General features: G+C 34.3%; 12 protein-coding genes. 7 read left to right on the top strand and 5 right to left on the bottom strand.

The features are described 5' to 3' along the window. The first annotated feature begins 214 nt into the window (after positions 1-214). Both IPM51_05355 and IPM51_05350 read left to right on the top strand, forming a co-directional pair. A complete protein-coding gene (locus IPM51_05355) occupies positions 215-1,300 on the top strand; it encodes a PorV/PorQ family protein (GenBank protein MBK9283731.1) in 1,086 nt (361 codons plus the stop codon). After that, positions 1,297-6,315, top strand: a complete 5,019-nt coding sequence (locus IPM51_05350) for a hypothetical protein (protein ID MBK9283730.1) — start codon at positions 1,297-1,299, stop codon at positions 6,313-6,315. Before IPM51_05355 ends, IPM51_05350 begins: the two co-directional genes overlap by 4 nt. 54 nt (positions 6,316-6,369) lie before the next feature. On the opposite strand, the gene IPM51_05345 is transcribed toward IPM51_05350, so the two are convergent. Both IPM51_05345 and IPM51_05340 read right to left on the bottom strand, forming a co-directional pair. Continuing rightward, positions 6,370-6,612 carry a hypothetical protein gene (locus IPM51_05345; protein MBK9283729.1) on the bottom strand — a complete coding sequence of 81 codons (243 nt, stop codon included), beginning with the start codon at positions 6,610-6,612 and terminating at the stop codon, positions 6,370-6,372. Between the two features lie 50 nt (positions 6,613-6,662). Continuing rightward, positions 6,663-7,742 (bottom strand): T9SS type A sorting domain-containing protein, encoded by a 1,080-nt coding sequence (locus IPM51_05340; GenBank protein MBK9283728.1) that lies wholly within the window; start codon positions 7,740-7,742, stop codon positions 6,663-6,665. A gap of 80 nt (positions 7,743-7,822) precedes the next feature. On the opposite strand from IPM51_05340, the gene IPM51_05335 reads away from it, so the two are divergent. The 5 genes from IPM51_05335 to IPM51_05315 are packed head-to-tail and all read left to right on the top strand — an operon-like array spanning position 7,823 to position 15,142. Further along, positions 7,823-9,559, top strand: coding sequence for a hypothetical protein (locus IPM51_05335; protein MBK9283727.1), 1,737 nt, complete (start codon positions 7,823-7,825; stop codon positions 9,557-9,559). A gap of 46 nt (positions 9,560-9,605) precedes the next feature. Further along, positions 9,606-11,024, top strand: a complete 1,419-nt coding sequence (locus IPM51_05330; protein ID MBK9283726.1) for a choice-of-anchor B family protein — start codon at positions 9,606-9,608, stop codon at positions 11,022-11,024. Positions 11,025-11,034: 10 nt separating this feature from the next. Beyond that, entirely contained in the window at positions 11,035-12,831 is a 1,797-nt protein-coding gene (locus tag IPM51_05325) for a choice-of-anchor B family protein (protein MBK9283725.1), read from the top strand. A gap of 4 nt (positions 12,832-12,835) precedes the next feature. Then, positions 12,836-14,005 carry a 3-hydroxybutyryl-CoA dehydrogenase gene (locus tag IPM51_05320; GenBank protein MBK9283724.1) on the top strand — a complete coding sequence of 390 codons (1,170 nt, stop codon included), beginning with the start codon at positions 12,836-12,838 and terminating at the stop codon, positions 14,003-14,005. A gap of 24 nt (positions 14,006-14,029) precedes the next feature. After that, complete coding sequence (locus IPM51_05315; protein MBK9283723.1) at positions 14,030-15,142, top strand: glycosyltransferase family 39 protein; 1,113 nt, start codon at positions 14,030-14,032, stop codon at positions 15,140-15,142. Here IPM51_05315 and IPM51_05310 read toward each other — a convergent pair. The 3 genes from IPM51_05310 to IPM51_05300 all read right to left on the bottom strand — a co-directional run bounded on the left by IPM51_05310 (position 15,134) and on the right by IPM51_05300 (position 19,171). Continuing rightward, positions 15,134-15,970 (bottom strand): hypothetical protein, encoded by an 837-nt coding sequence (locus IPM51_05310; GenBank protein MBK9283722.1) that lies wholly within the window; start codon positions 15,968-15,970, stop codon positions 15,134-15,136. The two genes, IPM51_05315 and IPM51_05310, sit on opposite strands and share 9 nt — an antisense overlap. A gap of 71 nt (positions 15,971-16,041) precedes the next feature. Next, entirely contained in the window at positions 16,042-17,034 is a 993-nt protein-coding gene (locus tag IPM51_05305) for a hypothetical protein (protein MBK9283721.1), read from the bottom strand. A 31-nt stretch (positions 17,035-17,065) separates the two neighbouring features. After that, the gene (locus IPM51_05300) at positions 17,066-19,171 is read right to left on the bottom strand and encodes a peptidylprolyl isomerase (protein MBK9283720.1); all 2,106 of its coding nucleotides are present in this window, start codon (positions 19,169-19,171) and stop codon (positions 17,066-17,068) included. Positions 19,172-19,192: the final 21 nt, after the last annotated feature.

The following is a 19,192-nucleotide window of genomic DNA, read 5'->3' as shown; positions in this document are numbered from 1 at the left end:
ATTTCCACCAACGGTCTACTTTCAACCTGCATTTACAAGCCATACAAGCGCATTTTTCATAATACGGGGAGGGAGCCACTTAATAAGTTTACGGAACAAATTCGAATCTTAAGAAAGGGGTGGGGATTTTCTGTGTTTTGTCAACAATAATGTGCTTTTAATACCGTTTATTTTATTGACAAAATCAATTTTTCACTATCTTTAATACTTGAATATGCGCAAATTATCTCTTCTTTTTTTAACATTTGCATTTTTATCCGCTCAAGCACAATTGGTACGGAAGTACAGTAACGAGTTTCTGAACATTGGAGTTGGCGCACGAGCTTTGGGAATGGGAAATGCAAATATCAGTTCGGTAGAAGGGGCATACTCAGGATACTGGAACCCTTCGGGTTTACTGGCTCAAAAAAATGATATGGAGGTTGCCCTTATGCATGCTGAATATTTTGCAGGGATTGCCAAATACGATTATTTGGGTGTTTCCAAGCGAATTGATTCCAACAGTGTTGGCGGAATTTCCTTATTAAGATTTGGCGTTGATAATATTCCTAACACACTGGATTTACAGGATGCTAATGGTAATATCGATTACAATCGCATAACCACTTTTAATGCTGTTGATTTTGCAGCTTTAATCAGTTATGCCCGAAAAATTCCTCAGTTAAAAGGAGTAGATGTAGGCGGTAATTTTAAAATTATCCGAAGAAAATTAGGTGATTTTGGTGGTGCCTGGGGTTTTGGTTTAGATGCCGGGGCTATGTATACTTACAAAAAATGGAAATTTGCGGCAATGGGAAGAGACATTACCGGAACATTTAATGCTTGGAGCTATAATCTATCGGATAAAGATATTGCGGTATTTCAGCAAACCAATAATGATGTTCCTAGTTCTTCACTTGAAATTACAAGCCCCAAATTAATTTTAGGAGCTTCAACAAAACATTTATTTTGGAAAGATAGAATTTCTGTTTTAGGTGAAGTGAATTTCATAAACAGTTTTGACGGGAAAAGAAATACGGTTGTAAAAACTAATTTGTGGAGTATGGAACCTGCGATAGGTACCGAAATTGGTTTTAAAAATGTGGTTTTTCTGCGTGGAGGAATTGGAAATATTCAAAAACAATTAAATGATGATGCTACGGCATTCATCACCACATTTCAACCAAACTTCGGTGTAGGTATTAAATACAAGATATTCGCTTTGGATTATGCCTTAACGGATATCGGCGATCGTTCCATTGCACTGTATTCCAATATTTTTTCATTAAAAATTGATCTCAATAAAAAAATGAACAAGTGAGAAGGCAAGTTGCCATATTTTGTTTCATATTCTTCTTAGGATTTATTTCTGTTTTCGGTCAGAAATACGGAAATGAATGGATTAATTACACGCAGAAATATGTAAAGTTTCCTATTCACAAAGAAGGAATTTACAGAATAGATTCAACTACATTAGCCTCTAAGTTCGATTTGAACCAAATTGATCCCCGCAATTTTCAGTTATTTATAGGTGGTGAAGAGAAATCACTTTTTATCGTCGGAGAAAACGACGGGAAGGTGAACCTCAATGATTATATCGAGTTCTACGCAAACGCTTATGATATCCGTAAAGTTGATTCGCTGGTTTATTTTGATGCCACATATGTACCCAGCCCTTACCTACCCTTGTACAACGACACTATTTATGCCTTTCTGACTTTAAACACGCAATTAAACAACAAACGATTTGTTTTGGAAACTGATACCAATTCAATTTTATATAATAACGCGGATTATTTTTTCGCGAATAGAATTTACAAAAGTCGAACTGCTTACAATGGTGTATATGAAAATACCTATTGGGTTACCGACCCGCGATATACACATAATGAAGGATATGGCCAATTCTTCAATAAAGGAAATATGGTAATCACAAATTTTAGTAGTCTCGAAAATTACACATTAACTCCAATTACAGCTTCCGTATTTATCAATTATGCGAGCGGCTCTATTGATTATTCAGTTCCAAACGACCATCACATTCGTACCTCCTATACGGATCAGTTTTTAAATCCTGTAGTTTTAAAAGACACTGTTTTTAAAGGAACCGTTGCCGTTAGAACTACACATACTTTTAATGCTCAAAATTTAAGCAGCAATAGCAATTTCACTTTACTTTCTGTAAATAATCCTACTATTGGAAGTGCAGATAACTTTACTTATCTCTATTACCTCCAATTCGTATATCCACAAAATAACACACTTAATAATATTAGCGAGTTTTCATCATTTATACCTAATGGAGCCGGATCAAAAATATTTTATAAATTTTCTGCGTTAAATTTTAATGGCTCAGATAGCGCTTCTTTTTATGACATTACTAATAATAAAAAAATCAGAACAGTGAAAGTTGGTAATGACATAAGGGTGGTTATACCTAATGGAATTGACATGAAAAAATGTTATGCTGCTACTGAATCCAACATCATTAAAATAAATAATCTCCAGTTTGTTAACAGCACCGGTTATTTTACTTCCTATAAAAACAATGCATTTAATAATCCATATGTTATCATTCATCACGGATTTACGAAAAGCTCTTCGCAGTTTTATAAAAGTTACAGAGAAAGCCAACAAGGTGGTGCATTCCAAGTAATTAATGCAGATATTTCTCACTTGTACGAGCAATTTGCGTATGGCAACAATAAACATCCAATGGCTATCCGCAATTTGTTAAGGTATTTAAAGGATAGCTTAACCGTAAAACCAAAATACGTATTGTTATTAGGCAAAGCGATTAAAAATGAAGATTTAGTTGCCGGTTATCAATCACAAAATTTAATTCCAACTATGGGTGTGCCTAGCACCGATAACATGCTGTCGAGTATGCTTTCCGGTTCTTTATCAAATTCCTTCGCTCCGGATATTCCCATTGGACGCGTTGCCGCTTTAAATGATGCAGAAGTAGTAGATTATTTAACTAAAGTTCAACAACACGAGTCTTCTCCCCCTGCCGATTGGAAAAAAAGAGTTTTACATTTTGTAGGTGGTAATGATGAACCGCTCACCAATACACTTTCTCAATACATGAAAAATTACGGTACTACAATTGTAGATACCTTGTTTGGAGGCGATACTTTAACTTTCAGAAAAAACACAACAGCTCCTATACAATTAAACATCAGTGATAGTATTAAAAATGCAATTAGCAACGGTGCGGCTTTATTGAATTTTTTCGGTCATGGTTCTTCTGATGGTTTTGATCAGGCCATTGATGATCCTAATCAATATAACAATGCCGGAAAATATCCATTTGTAATTGCTAATTCTTGTTACTCCGGAAACATACACATTTTCGGTAGAAGATCTGTTAGTGAAAAATTTGTTTTCGCTTCGCAAAAAGGTAGTATAGGTTTTTTGGCAACCACTTCCGTAGGTTTTGTTCACTCTTTAAATTATTATACTACCAATTTTTATCGCTCCTTAGGGGTTACCAGCTATAATGGTGGAATTGGAGATATCGTTAAAGAGAGTGCCGAACAAACCGCTTTAAACCCCGATCCGTTTACAAAATATACAGCCTTAGATATGACACTACATGGTGATCCGGCTTTAAAAATCACCAACGGTACAAAACCTGATTATATTCTCACCAACAACAATGTGAAATTTGATTTAAAAACTTATACCGATTCGGTAGGAGTAATTGTAAATTACAAGAATTTAGGAAAAGCAATTCATGATTCTGTTTTTGTTAGAATTGATCGTTATTATCCTAATGGCGATTCATTAACGGTTTATAAAAGAAAACTCGGACCATTTTTTAAAGACAGCATTAAACTTTATATGTTGATTGATTTCAGCAGAGGAATCGGATTGAATAAATTTAAAGTAAAGATTGATGACTTTAATGAAATAGCAGAAACATCAGAAATCAATAACGCAACTATTGGCACAGTGGATCTATTTATCCCCGGTGGGGATATATTGCCTGTTTATCCGTATCAATATGCGGTTGTTCCCAAAACTAATACCATAACTTTAAAGGCCTCTACCACCGATCCATTCGCTCCTTCGGCAAAATACATCTTTCAATTAGACACCAATGATTTATTTTTAAATCCGATACAAAGCGCCTCTATTACTTCGAAAGGCGGTGTGTTAGAATGGAACGTGAATTTACCATTTGCAGATAGCACCGTTTATTTCTGGAGAGTGAGTAGAGATAGTACATCTCCCATTAACAGTTTTATCTGGAAAGAATCTTCTTTTCAAACTATAAACACAAAAAGAGGTTGGGCGCAAGCACATTTTCATCAGTTTAAAAATGATGGATTTCAATTTGTAAAATATAAAAAGCAGCAAAGATCGTTCGCATTTGAAAATAGTAAAAACAGCATCTCCTGCAGAAATGGATTTTACCCATATATCGCCCCAACCAATATAAGTTTTTTCTATAACAACATTGTTATGTCTAATTGGGGATGCTCACCTAACGGTTGGAATATTGCCATTTTTGATTCTATTAGCGGAGAAGTAAAACCGGTGAATGCCAATCTTGTGCCCGGCGTTGAATTCGGACCTTATGGTACCTGCCATTGTCAGGATAACCCACTCAATTATTATTCATTTGGAAAAATGAGCTATTGCGGAAACTCAAACTGGAAACAAGACCTACAGAATTTTTTAAATTCAATTTCTCCTAATGATTATGTATTGGCTTACACATTAGGACAACTGGCGGATAGTAATGCACAAATTAGCGTTTACCCGAATTCACTTTACGATGCTTTTGAAAGTATTGGCGCTGTTACTATCAGAACAACTCCGGATACTGTTCCGTATATTTTATTTGGAAAAAAAGGAATGCTTGCGGGTCAGGGACACGAAGAAAAAGGATTAAACAAACAATCTAATATTTGGTTATACGATAGTATACAAACTAGATGGAAAAACGGATACATTGCGTCTGAAATTATTGGCCCTTCTTCTAAATGGAATAGTTTGCACTGGAAAGTGAAAAGTGTAGATGTGGGACCCGGCGATCAAACTATTTTAAAAGTAGTAGGAATTAAATGGAACGGAACAAAAGATACCCTGGCCACTTTTCCGATTGACAGTATGGATGTAATTCATTTGGATGCGTATGCTGATGCCAACCTTTATCCCTATTTAAAACTGGTTGCTTTTATGCAAGACCCTATAAATACAACAGCACCACAATTAAAAAAATGGCAAGTTTTATATGACGAAGCTCCTGAATGCGCTTTAAATCCTTTAAAAGGATTTGCCGGTATAAATGACACCTTACAAGAAGGAGATCAGGTAACTCTTTTATTCCCCATTGAAAATGTTGGAACCAAAAGCTTTAATGACAGTTTAGTTGTGACCTATTGGATAGAAGATAATAATCGTAACGCTGTACCATTACCGCATAAATTAAAAGCTAAACCATTTGCTCCCGGTGAAATTTTAATTGATACTGTAAAGATTAATAGTTATCAATTAGTAGGTAACAATGCCTTATGGATTTATGTAAATCCCAGTGGACATAACAAATATCAAGCAGAGCAACATCAATTTAATAATATAGGTCGTTGGCCTTTTAAAGTAACCAAAGACATCACCAATCCGTTGTTAGACGTAACTTTTGACGGTATTCGCATTCTTAACGGTGATATTGTTTCTGCCAAACCTAACATATTAGTAAGCTTAAAAGATGAAAATAAGTTTTTAGAATTGAATGATACCTCTGCGTTTAATGTGAGTATTTTATATCCTTCACAGAGTATTCCTCAGAAGCTATTTTTTGCCAAAGATTTGCAGTTTACACCGGCCAATGTTCCAAAAAACAGCTGCAGTATTAATTATAATCCTACGCTAATTACCGATGGTAAATATGTTTTAATGGTAACAGCAAAAGACAGAAGCAACAATAGATCGGGTATGCAAGATTATCAGGTACAATTTGAAGTGCAAAACAAGTCTACAATCACGCACGTGATGAACTACCCAAATCCATTTACAACCAGCACCAAATTTGTATTTACCTTAACCGGAAGTGAAATACCGGAAGTATTCACTATTCAAATAATGACCATTACCGGAAAAATCGTGAAGGAAATAACCAGAGAAGAATTAGGCTTTTTACACATTGGCAGAAATATTACTGAATACGCCTGGGATGGGCGCGATACTTATGGCGACCGGCTTGCCAATGGCGTTTATCTATACCGCGTGGTGAGTAAAATAAGAGGTGAGCAAATAGAAAAAAGAGAAAGTGGTGCTGATAAGTTTTTTACCAAAGAATTTGGGAAAATGGTGCTGATGCGTTAAGCAAAAAAAATGCCGTCCATTCGAACAGCATTTTTAATCAAAAAATATTATCTATTAATGTCCTCCGTGTTCTGCTTCAGTTGCGTGATTTTCGCCGTGTTCCGTACCATGAGCATCTGCATGTTTCTCAGCTCCCGGCGTACAACATTCGGTTTCGCAGCTTTCTTTACAATGACATGGATTTCCCAAACTAACCAATGAAAGTATAGCTGTAATAGTTACTAAACCTAAAATAAAAGGTACCGTAAACGCTACGGGTTTTTTTTCTTCTGAATGATGATCATCGTGATGTGACATAGGCTAAATTTTATTGGGCTAAATTAATAGATTTATTGCTTTTTTAAAACTTATTCTTTAATTATTTTAAAGGTTTGACTGTTAGTTTCTTTACTTAATCGAATATAGTACACCCCACTCTTTAGGTTATTTAATTCCAAATAAAACGGATTGCCTTTAGGGTTAATTTCTATTTCTGAATTACGCAAAAGTTTTCCGCTTAAATCTAATATTTCAACGGTATACAAGCCGTTAGATAGACCTCCTAAAAACAAGTTGTTTCCAACCGGGTTCGGGTAAACAGTTCCGGTTTGTTCAAGCATACCCAAATCTTCGTTTCCTGTAATTAGTCGAGGAATATCTCGGTATCTGATTTGTGTAATTGTAAAATTATTTCCCACTAGATTTCCATTCACTTCCAAAAACGGAATTTTACTATTCATGGTTAACCATTGATAACTTCGTTGATAATTATTAAACCCTAAGGGAAAAGGCAATAAGTTATTTTTGATGGAATCTTTAGAATACTGGGTAGTTACTATTCTCAAACAAGCTTCTGTTCCAAATGGCGTTGTAATATTGCCCCACCCGTCTACTTTAGTAACCCTGTATCCCGTTTTTGAATATTGTACCGGAATAAGTGTATTTCCGGCTGAAGCAAATTTAAACGTGGTACTATCATATTTAGGATATGTAAGTGGGAAATGATACAATTCATCTTTATCGGTATAATAATTTGGTACCGGCACTCCGCTAAAAGTAATACCGGCGCCATCCGCAATATAGGCATTCACCGGCGTGTTTTGCTTTTTGTAATACAAATAATAATTGGTTAACTGAATGGGGCCCGCGCCCAAGGTGTCGGCTACTTTTTCACCATATTCATTAAATCCCAGAAAAAAGATAAAATAAGGGGTTTGGAATGCACTTTTGTAACTTCTTACTCCTTGTGAAATTGGAACCAAAGAAGAAAAATTCCAATTCATATTTGTACCGGTGGTTGTATAATCGCCAATTGAATTTTGAAGCGCTTGGCTATATCGTAAAGTATCTCCACTCGAGGGCATCTGACTATTAGATAAAACAATCGGACTTTGCGAAACAGCATTGCTGATTACGAATAACATGAAAATGGAATATATTAACTTCATACCTTAAATTAATGATAAATAAATCAATTACTAAAGTACAAATTATATACTATTAATTAAATTTACCGTTAATGGTATTCATGAGATTTGTTAGAATAGCATCAATAATCGCATTACTTTGCCCAGGAAGTCAGTTTATTGCTCAGGTTTTCGACCTCCATATTCATTCTGTGAACGGAAATGAATTAGATAATCTGAAATATACCCGGAAATTTAACTCCAAAGAACTTGCCATTGCCGAAGTAAAACAAGTATTGAATAAGATTCGTGAAAATGGTTTTTTACTAACCGAAACAGATAGCATAATTGAAAAGGGCTCTAAGATTACTGCTTACATCAAGCAGGGAGATCAGTATAAAACCGGAAAAATAGCTTTAGGAAATTTAAATCCGGGCTTGGCATCCAAAATCGGATTTTTTGAAAAATCACAAATTGAAAAGCCTTTCAAATATAAAAGTATTGTTAAATACATAAATAAAATTATAAGCCATTATGAAAATAACGGTTTTCCTTTTGTTTCTGTTACATTAGATAGTGTAAACATATCCCAAAATCACATCAATGCTAAATGGCTGGTAATTCCAGGCAAATCCTACAAAATTGATTCTATACAAGTTATAGGAAATTCTTCTGTAAGTAAAAAATTTCTGCTTAAATATTTGGGATTAAAAGAAGGAATGCTTTATAACGAATCAGGCATTATTTCTATTTCACAAAAATGCAAGCAATTACCTTTTATATTGGAAAAACAAGCTCCTCAAACCCGATTAACCGAAAAAAATGCAAAACTGCGTTTGTTTCTCGACAAAAAAAGCGCTTCTCAATTTGATGGAATAGTTGGTTTACTGCCCGATGCAAACACCAAAAAAACGGTAATCACAGGTGATGTTAAACTAAAAATAATTAATGGAGTTTTTAAAAGCGGAGAAACATTTGATTTAGAATGGAGGAGATTACAAAGTCAAACTCAGGATTTTAAAGGGAAAATAATTTACCCTTACATGTTAGGCACGCCATTTGGTGCCGATTATTATTTAAAAATTTACAGACGAGATACCACCTTTATTGATATACACAATAATATTGGGATTCAATACTACTTTAAAGGTTTAAATAATTTCAAAGTTTTTTATAAGCAGCGAAGCTCCGATTTAATTTCAACGAATGGGTTAAGTTTTATAACCACTCTACCCGAATATGCAGACATAAGAACCAATTCATATGGGTTTGGTGTATTAATTGAAAAAGTGGATTACCGTTTTAATCCGCGAAAAGGAATAACCCTAAATTTGACTTCTCAGGCAGGCACAAGAAATATTCGAAGAAACCCAAAAATCAATCCTTTGGTTTATGAAAACACCCAATTAAAATCAGATCAATATCAGGGTGAAATTGAATTTAATGCATACATCCCGTTAAAAGGCGTAAATATTATACATTTCGGAATGCAAGGCGCAGGGATTTATGCAACATCTTCTCTTTTCAGAAATGAATTATTCAGAATTGGAGGATTCAAAACATTGCGAGGTTTTGATGAGGAAAGCATTTTCACATCAGCCTATGTAATCCCAACTATTGAATACAGACTATTGTTTTCACAAAATTCCAGTTTACTATTGTTTATAGAAGGGGCCTGGTACGAGAACAACTCTACAGCCACCTATTTAACTGATACACCCGTAAGCGCAGGGGCCGGGATTAATTTCGATACAAAGGCAGGTATTCTATCCTTGCATTACGCCGTTGGTAATCAATTTGGCAATGGTTTTGACATTAGAAGCGGTAAAATTCATGTGGGTTTAACTGCCTTGTTTTAATGTAGAAATTTGAATATATTTGTTAGATAGTCACTTCTTCTAACACATGAAAAAAATTATTTTCTCCCTATTTATTTTAATAAACTTAGCTGCTTTATCTCAAGTTTATCCAAGTTTTAATATTAACCTGGTTGGTATGATCCACCCGAATACCGGAACAGTAGGTGTAGGTGTTGATGGACGAAGATATGCCGGTTGTTTTGGATGGAAGCATCCCAGCAATAACAAAGAATTCGCCATTGTTGGAAGTAGTTCGGGTGTGTATTTTATTGACATAAGTACACCATCTACACCAAGTGTGAGCGCCTTTGTAGCCGGAAAAGCAGGTTGTACCTGGAGAGAAATTCAAACTTATCAAAACTATGCTTATATCGTTAGTGATGATGGTTCGCCAAACACGTTCATGATCATTGATATGACTAACTTACCTTCAACGGTTACTGTTGTGCACAACGGCACTAGTTATTTTGAAAGAGGTCATACTATATTTATTGATGGTGAGTTAATGTACATAGGTTCTGTAACTTATACTGCAGGAAATACTCCGGCATTTTCTGCTATGGATGTTTATAGCTTAAATACACCCACTGCTCCACTCTTAATGGCCCGCTTAAATGATTTTTATCCGTCAATCCAGCATGTGCATGATATGTATGTTAAAAATGATACTGTATTTGCTTCTTGCGGAAATCAAGGTTTACATATTTATAAATACATAGCCAGCACACAAATTTTTGTTGAATTGGGCAGCTACACCAATTATGCAGGATCGCCCTATAACCACAGCAGTTCAATGACAGAAAATAAAAAGTATTTGGTGTTTTGCGATGAGGTGCCTGTAGCTTTACCTATAAAATTGGTTGATGTTCAAAACCTCGCCAATGTTCAACCGGTAACAACTTTTCAACCTTTTCTTACAACAACACCACACAATCCTTATGTGGTTGGTAATGATTTTGTTTATGTGAGCTCTTATCAGGACGGTTTATACATGTATAATATTGCTACGCCAAGCGCGCCCTTTATTGCCGGTTATTTTGACACGCATCCACAAGGTGGAGCCAATGCAGGAAATTATTTCAACGCCGATTATAGAGGGAATTGGGGAGCTTACCCCTATTTACCCAGCGGATTAATCATTGCGGCTGATATGCAAAACGGAGTATTTATATTAGATCCTGCAGCAGCTTTAATTCATACCGATATTCAAAAAACTTCAAAATCAGATGCAGAATTGATGTTATATCCAAATCCTGTTTCTGATAAACTGGCTGTAGTATATCATTCCAACGATAAAACAAAATTAGAAATCACCAATATAATAGGTCAAACCGTTTTTTCAAAAGAATATATTTCTGAAATAAACGATTACATCAATGTTGCTCTATTGAATGAAGGAACTTATTTTGTAAAAATTCAAAACAATCACAAACAATCCGTTAAAAAAATAAACATCATCCATTAATATTTTTCACATGAAATTTAAATTACTTTTTGCTTTTTTATTAATCAGCAGTTTAAGCCAGGCACAAATTTATTCAGCCAACAACTTTACGTTAGCAAGTTTAATTGATCCGGAACCGGGCGCAGGTTCAAAATATTCGGCCTGTTGGGGTTGGACACAACCCGGAACCAATAGAGAATACGCCATTGCCTGTTCAAAAAACGGAACCTATTGGATTGATGTAACTAATCCGTTTTCACCAACCGTATCTGCGTATCATGCAGGAACATCTTCAAATGGCACATGGCGTGAAGTGAAATCTTATGGTAATTATTGCTATGTAGTTTGTGATGATGGAGGATCAACCGGGTTTCAAATATTCGATATGAGTACACTTCCGGCAACCGTTACCCTTGTTAGTTCAAATCCGGCCTTATTCAGAAGAGGTCATGCTGCTTGGGTTGACGGAAACAAATTATACGTATCAGGCGTTACATATAGCACCGGAGCAACGAGCAGCATGGATGTTTATAGTTTGGCAACACCAAGCGCACCGGTATTATTAAGAAGATTAAATCAAGATTATAATTTCATCACTTATGTGCATGATGCCTTTATCAGAAACGATACTGTATTTGCTTCGGCTGGATATCAAGGACTACATGTTTTTAAGTTTAATACCGGGACTAACACATTTACCCAGCTTGGATCTCTAACTACCTATTCTTTTTCGGGTTATAATCACGCTTCTGCCTTAACGCCAGACGGGAAAACATTAGTATTTATGGATGAGGTTCCTGCTTCATTGCCTGTAAAAGTTGCAGATGTAACAAACCTGGGAAATATTCAGGTATTAAGCACATTCAATCAATTTCCACAAACTACACCACATAATCCATTCATGGTGAGTAATCGCTATTGTTTCGGGTCAGCTTATAAAGACGGCACTCAACTTTATGATATTTCTAATCCAAATGCGCCATTTGTTGCAGGTCACTTTGATACCTACCCACAAGGCGGCGGAAATAATAATAATTGGGCCGGCGGAGCTTATTCCGGAAACTGGGGTAGCTTTCCTTTTTTTCCAAGTCGTAATGTTTTTGCATTAGATATGGTTAATGGTGTATTTATGTTAAGAACTCATCTTTATTCACATCCCGATATTAATTTACAAGGAAATTTAAATGACATTCCTTTAGGTTCTATTATCACCAGTACAAGTAATAATACCAATTACGGAACTGTAAACATCGGTAATACTTTAAATAAAACTTTTGTTATTCAGAATATAGGATTAGATACATTAAAAGTTACTTCCGTAAATATTAGCGGAATTGGCGCATCTGAATTCAGTGTATCCGGACTCCCTGCTTTTCCTTTTACTGTTACACCTAACACGGGTACACTCAGCTTCTCCATCGCGTTTACGCCAACGGCTACAGGTAGCAGAACAGCTCAAATAACTTTGAATAACAATGATTACAATGAGTCTGCTTACACTTTTGTAACTGAAGGAAACGGATTTTTAGTTTCTACCGGTATTGAATCATTTGAAAATTCTGATTTCAGATTTTTCGTGTATCCTAATCCAATAAAAAACACAGCAGAATTTAATATTCCTTCAGAAACGAACATTAAAGATCTTCAAATAAATATTTATGATGTAACCGGGAAATTAGTTTTAATTAAGGAAAGTGCTGAATTAACCTTAAAAGAAAATAAAGTTTGTTCTGTTATATTAAATGAATTAAATAATGGCATGTATATTTTCAACTTAATGCATCAAGGAAAAGAAATAGCGGGCAAAAAAATTATCGTATCTAAATAATTTCATGTTACTTAAAGATTCTGTTATTGGAGTTATAGGTTGTGGCGCAATGGGTTTGGGTATTGCTCAGGTTGCGAGTACCTTTGGTCATTCGGTTATCATCTTAGATAACAACGCGTCTGCCATTCAAAAAGCTCAACAAAACCTAAAAGCAGGTTTAGATAAACTGGTTGCTAAACAGAAAATCAATGAGAATAAGGCTAAAGAAATCTTAAACAATATTTCGTTTACGCAAGAAATTAATGAACTTACGGTTTGCGTTTTAGTGATTGAAGCTGTTGTTGAAAATTTAGAGGTTAAGAAAAAGATATTTTCACAATTAGAATCGATTACAAAAGAAACCTGTATTTTAGCCAGCAACACATCTTCCTTAGCCATAACGGCCATTGCTGCATCTTGCAGAAAACCGGAGCGGGTTATCGGAATTCATTTTTTTAATCCGGCAACTCTAATGCCCTTAGTTGAAGTAATACCCGGTATAGCCTCTGATGATTCACATGTTCAAATTTGTAAAGAACTTATTTCCGGTTGGAAAAAAGTTTGTGTACAAGTGAAGGATACTCCGGGCTTTATTGTTAATCGCGTAGCACGTCCTTTTTACAGTGAAGCTCTACGAATTTACGATGAAGGCATTGCTGACTTAGCAGACATTGACCGAGCCATGAAAGAAATAGGAGGATTTAAAATGGGTCCTTTTGAACTCATGGACATGATTGGTCATGATGTAAATTATGTCGTAACTGAAACAGTTTGGTCACAATTTTATTTTGATCCTAAATTTAAACCCTCGCTCACTCAAAAACGATTGATGGAAGCCGGTTTCTTTGGCAGAAAAAGCGGAAAAGGTTTTTACAATTACAATAACGATTTTGAATTGCCGGCTTCAAAAATATCAAAAAATGAAGCGTCAAAAATTTTCATTCGCATATTATGCATGCTAATCAATGAAGCTGCCGACACCCTCTACTTAAAAATTGCCAGTAGAGAAGATATTGACTTAGCCATGACTAAAGGAGTAAATTACCCCAAAGGTTTGCTTAAATGGGCAGATGAAATTGGTATACAGCAAGTGGTTAATCAATTGAATGAATTAAGGGATTATTACGAAGAAGACCGATACAGAGTTTGTCCTTTACTCAAAAAAATGCTTGCTGCTAACCAAACTTTTTGGTAAAGCTATTTTTAATTATCCAACTCCTTGAAAAGCCGATTAGAAATTTACTTTGCTTTCTGTATTCCACTACTCTTCCTTGTTTTCGCGTTCTTCAAGCTTTATCCTTTTGAAGCCACATTACAAGAAATTATTAATGGAACAAATGATGACTGGCAATTATATGCCAAAACTGCAATAGACATTAAAGAAAATGGCCTAGCCATTCCAAGCGTTAAGGGACTTTATGATTATCCCAATGGATTTCTATATTCTTATTTTTTAGCGTTTTGCTTTTTTTTATTCGGCAATAACCCCAATCCGGTATATATTTTACAAAGCGTTATGATTGGCATTTCCATTTTTATTTGGTATAAAACTATTAATGACAAAATGAATTCAAGAATTGCAATTGCATTTTTAGCTTTATCCTTTTTATTTGGATTGTTAGATATATTTAAATATTATAGTTTCCGTTTCCTGAGTGAAAATTTAGTGCTTGTTTTAATACCCCTTTTCTTTTATAATTGCAAAAAGACTTTCGCTCACAATAGCAAATTAAACGCCATAGCAACCGGATTACTACTAGGATTATGTGTAATGACTAGGCCAAACTTATGGCCAATTGCCTTATTATTGATGGTGATATTCATTTACTTCTATTTCAAAAGACATTTAAACTTTAGCACAATAATACTTATTCTTTTGTCATTTACTTTTGGTGTTTCAATTTTGGGATTAAGAAATTATTTAGTTAGCGGTTCATTCGTTTTTTTTCCAATTAATAGTTTTACATTCTTTGAAATTTATATTTCAAACCCAGATATTACGTGGCAACATATTTTTCAAAAATCACTTTTCTGTTTAGGATACTTATCAGTGCTTAATGAAAATTTCTCGGTACGTCCGCACTGGATCATTATTTGGGTTATTTATATGATTGTCCTTTTGCGGCAAATAAATAATAAAACAATATATGAACCACTCCATTTATTAATGCATGCTTTTGTATTGTCCTATACTTCAATATTGGTATTTGTTATTGATGTAAAATTAATAACGGTATATGGATTCCGATACATATTACCGGCTATTTCAATTTTAATTCCGATAATACTTTTGGAGATTAATCGTTATCTACAAGGTAAAAAATTAATTTAATTTCAATTTTTCCGAATTTATAATTATTCTCTTCTCTTCCCTGGCTTTTTCAAGAAGTTGAACTTTATAATCCTTTAATAACTGTGTTTTCCTTTTATTAATAATAAATTTTTTGATGTTATTTAATTCAAAATTTAACGGAGAAACACTGTTTTTAATTCTAATTTCATTAAATCTTAAAAAATAATAAAACTCGTCGTCACTCACTTCAATCACTTTTCCTTTATATAAATAAATATCATCTTGTTCTTTAAGTTTAGGAACTTCCTTTTTCATATCTTCTAAATAAATCCAGGTGCTGTCATTTAGAAAATAATTATCTGCATATTGACTGCATAAATCTTCTAACTGTTCTTTATCCTTCGATTGATTAGAATAAACCAGTTTTTTAATTTTATTTAACGGCGGCGCTTTTAGCAATACTTTTAGGTAATGAACTTTTACAATATTATCTTTCAGAATAAAATTATCCTTATGCTCTTCATAATAGGCCTTAATTTCTCCATAACTCACGTTAGTATCTAAATTTACTTCGATAAGTTTTGTACTATAAATATGATTAACTAATGCCTTTCTGTAATTTTCAATTTGACTTTCAATTTGTATTTCCTCTTCATTAAGTTTTGACAAAGCTTCTTGATAAAGCAACGACTCCGCCATCCAATCATCAACACTTTGTTTAACAGTACCAATTGTATCTTTTGGATTTCCGGTATCAATAATCAAAGATTTAATTTCATCAGCTAATAAAAACTCATCGCCAACAAGTATTGCCGCTTCTTTTTTCTTTAGTTCCTTATCGCTTTCAACACAAGAAAATAGAATCAACCCTACAATTATTAGATAGCTATGTATTTTACAATTATTCAATTTTTTAAAGTTATGAAATCGTATCGACTTTAATTAATATTTTGTAAAAATCCTTCACTTACCTTTTCCCAGATTGATTTACCAAATAGCACTTGAATTCCAATTTGTCCGTACGGACCAGGGCTTAGGCGGTATACATTTTTATATTGCGCAAATTGATCATAACGTAAAGCCTGATAAATTACATAACCCGCTTCTGCCTTTAGTAAAAAAGTTTTACTGAACTTTAATCTCATATTACCATATAAATTGCCGGAAGTATAATTCATATTTAAACGTTTGCCATGAAATTGAATGCCTGTGCGATATCCTTCAGCCGAAACTCCAATCGCTAACCTCATTTGCTGACTAGCTTTATATTGCAAATTCATTTGCACCGGTAAGGTATAATTAAATATAAATTTTTCGCCGATAGGTTCTGATCCTCCAAAAAATGGTGCGGGTAAAAACAACCCATCACTATAAGCGAGCATTAAGCCATAAAAAAAATTCTTTCGTAATCCTCTAACATGCATTTGACCGATTATGGCGGAAGCCCTTGGAATTGTAGATGAAATAACCCTGGTTTCTTCAGACAAATTCACAGCGGCCGACCAAAACAGCACTCTGTATTTTCGGGTTAACCGAACGCCTAAAAATCCAGCGGTTACATTCATAAATTGTTTTTCAGGAATAGAATCAAAACCAAAATAAGATTGACGTCCACCAACCTTTAATAACCCCATAGTTTGAGAAGCCTTTAAACGAATACTATTCTGGAGAATGTCTTTAACCTTAAGACTGCTCAAGTCGAGTTTTAAATCGGCACTTATTTTAGTTTTTAGCGGAAAGGTGAATGCAACATTGGCATCAGTTTGATTGAAAAGTCCTGTCGTATCCTGTATTCCCGAATCAAACACATGTTTTGTTTCGAGTTTAAGTCGGGGACGATAAAGTTGTTGTATTTGATCGACTTCAAATGATTGGGCAACTGCATTAATTGAAAAAAAAGAAAAGAAAGTGAATGGCCATAAAATATTCATAAAAAAAGGACGCCGAAGCGTCCTTTTTAAATTACTTAATAGTTTCAAGTACATCGTTATTGATTGTAACAACATATTTCTTTTTTAAATAATCGATCCAAGTTGTTTCCAAATACGATTGATAATCGGCTGTAACCATACCCCTGCATTCGTTCAGTAACTTAGGAGTTTGCGGGGTAATTTTATTCACAATGATTACTAATGTTTTATTTTCATTTGAATCGTGGATATCCGTAGCAACAATTCCTTCTTTCCAATTGGCATCCACATCTTTATTTTCACCTTTTAGATAAGTAATAGTAGTGATGTTCAAATTCAATTGAGAACTTTTATTTATTTCATCAGAAATTTGCTGCTCTGTTTTCTTAGCTTTCAGTAATTTTCTAACCTTTTTAGAAACCTTTTCGTCTGCGCATTTATAAATCGTAACGTCAGCACGTTCTTTCCATAAATAATTATTTTTGTTTTTTTCGTAATACTCTTTTAAACCTACTGTATCTTTTACTGCCTTACTCCATACTTTTTGATCGGTTAAGTCAAATAACAATATACCATCACGATATTCGCGTAATAAATTTTTAAACTCAGGGTATTTAGACTCCAGTAAACCATTTTCATAGCTAACCACACACTCTTCTACCCAGGATTTGTACATGGAACGCATAAGTTCAATCACATCTGTAGGACTTCTAAATGTTATTTGACTTTCCAAATATTTTGCAAAATCATTTTGGGTGAAGCTTTTGCCACCTATATTTAATATCTCTTTATTCCCTAATTTGTCAGCGCGGCTTGCTTTCCAGGTGGCCTGTAAATAAGTTGAGTCTAAGATTTTATTAAACTCGTCTCTGTTTTTTAAATTTTCCTTGAAATTATTTTCTTTCTTCACACGTGCGATAAGAGCCGTTCTACCCATTTGTGATCTGCTATCACGATTCACTCTCGACTTCAATTCACTTTTCATATCGTTAAAAGAAGGAAGTGTTTTTAAATCAAGTTTTTTGATCAAATGCCAACCATAAGGTGTTTGAACCGGTTCACTAACATCACCTACATTTTTTAAATTAAAAGCTGCGTTTTCAAATTCCATTGGTAATCTTCCGCCTTTAAATGGAGCCAACTGTCCTCCTCTGTCGCTGCTTTGTTTGTCATCTGAGAACTGACGTGCAATTTCTTCAAACGAAGATGTTTTTAATTTATCCTTTAATTCATTTATTTTTGTTTTCGCGTTTGCTTTATCCTGTTCAGAAGCATCTTTTGCTAACTTCACCATAATGTGAGCAACAGTAATTTCACCGCGGCTTTTGCGTTTGTCGTACACCTTTAAAATATGATATCCGAATTTAGAACGAATAATTGGGCTTAGCTCTCCAACCTTGGTATTGAATGCTGCGTTTTCAAAAGGATAAACCATGTCAAATGCCGAGAAATAGTTTAAATCGCCTTTGTTATCCACTACAGAAGCGTCATCACTTGTTTTAACAGCAATACCTGCAAATTTATCCTGTGCCTTAGTATAATAATCGGCTAAATTTTTAACCGTAGACAATTTTAATTTATAAAGCGTACTATCTTTACCTTTGAGTAATTTAGCAACCTCAGAAGAGTTTCGCAATAATTTTTCGTAACTCGCAATTTCAGACGCAGAAGGCAATTTGCCATTAATTGCGTTTCTAATAGCAATCGCTCTAGTATAAGATTCTAAAGTATCTTTCGGTAATGCGGCTTCTTCCGTTCGTATTAAAATGTGACTTGCTCTAACTTCCCATTGCAATCGATCATAAGCTTCTGTCAATAAATTCTCATTTGTATTTTTATCTGTTAAATATGGAGCTGCTAATTGTTTTCTATAACCGCCTAATTCTGTTTTAAAAGTAGAAAGCGTATCCAAACCCAACGATTCTGCCTCATAAACTTTGCTTTTAAACAAAGAAAATAATTCAACATATTCTTTTACTGATTTAGGATTACTTTTTGTTTCCTTGCCATTGTTCTTTTTATAAACGGCTTCAAACTCTGCTTTAGTAACAGGTTTTGAATTAATGGTCATAACAATTGGTTCATTTTCATTTTGTGCAATCAAATTCACTGCGAAAGTGAATGATAATAAAAACGCAAATAGATCTTTTCTTTTCATGGTTCTTTTATGTTTTGCAAA

The organism is Sphingobacteriaceae bacterium (assembly GCA_016715905.1).
In the GTDB taxonomy this organism is placed as follows: Bacteria; Bacteroidota; Bacteroidia; order B-17B0; family Aurantibacillaceae; genus Aurantibacillus.
Note: the sequence above shows the minus strand (reverse complement) of the source record. Positions and strands in the feature narration are given on the sequence as shown.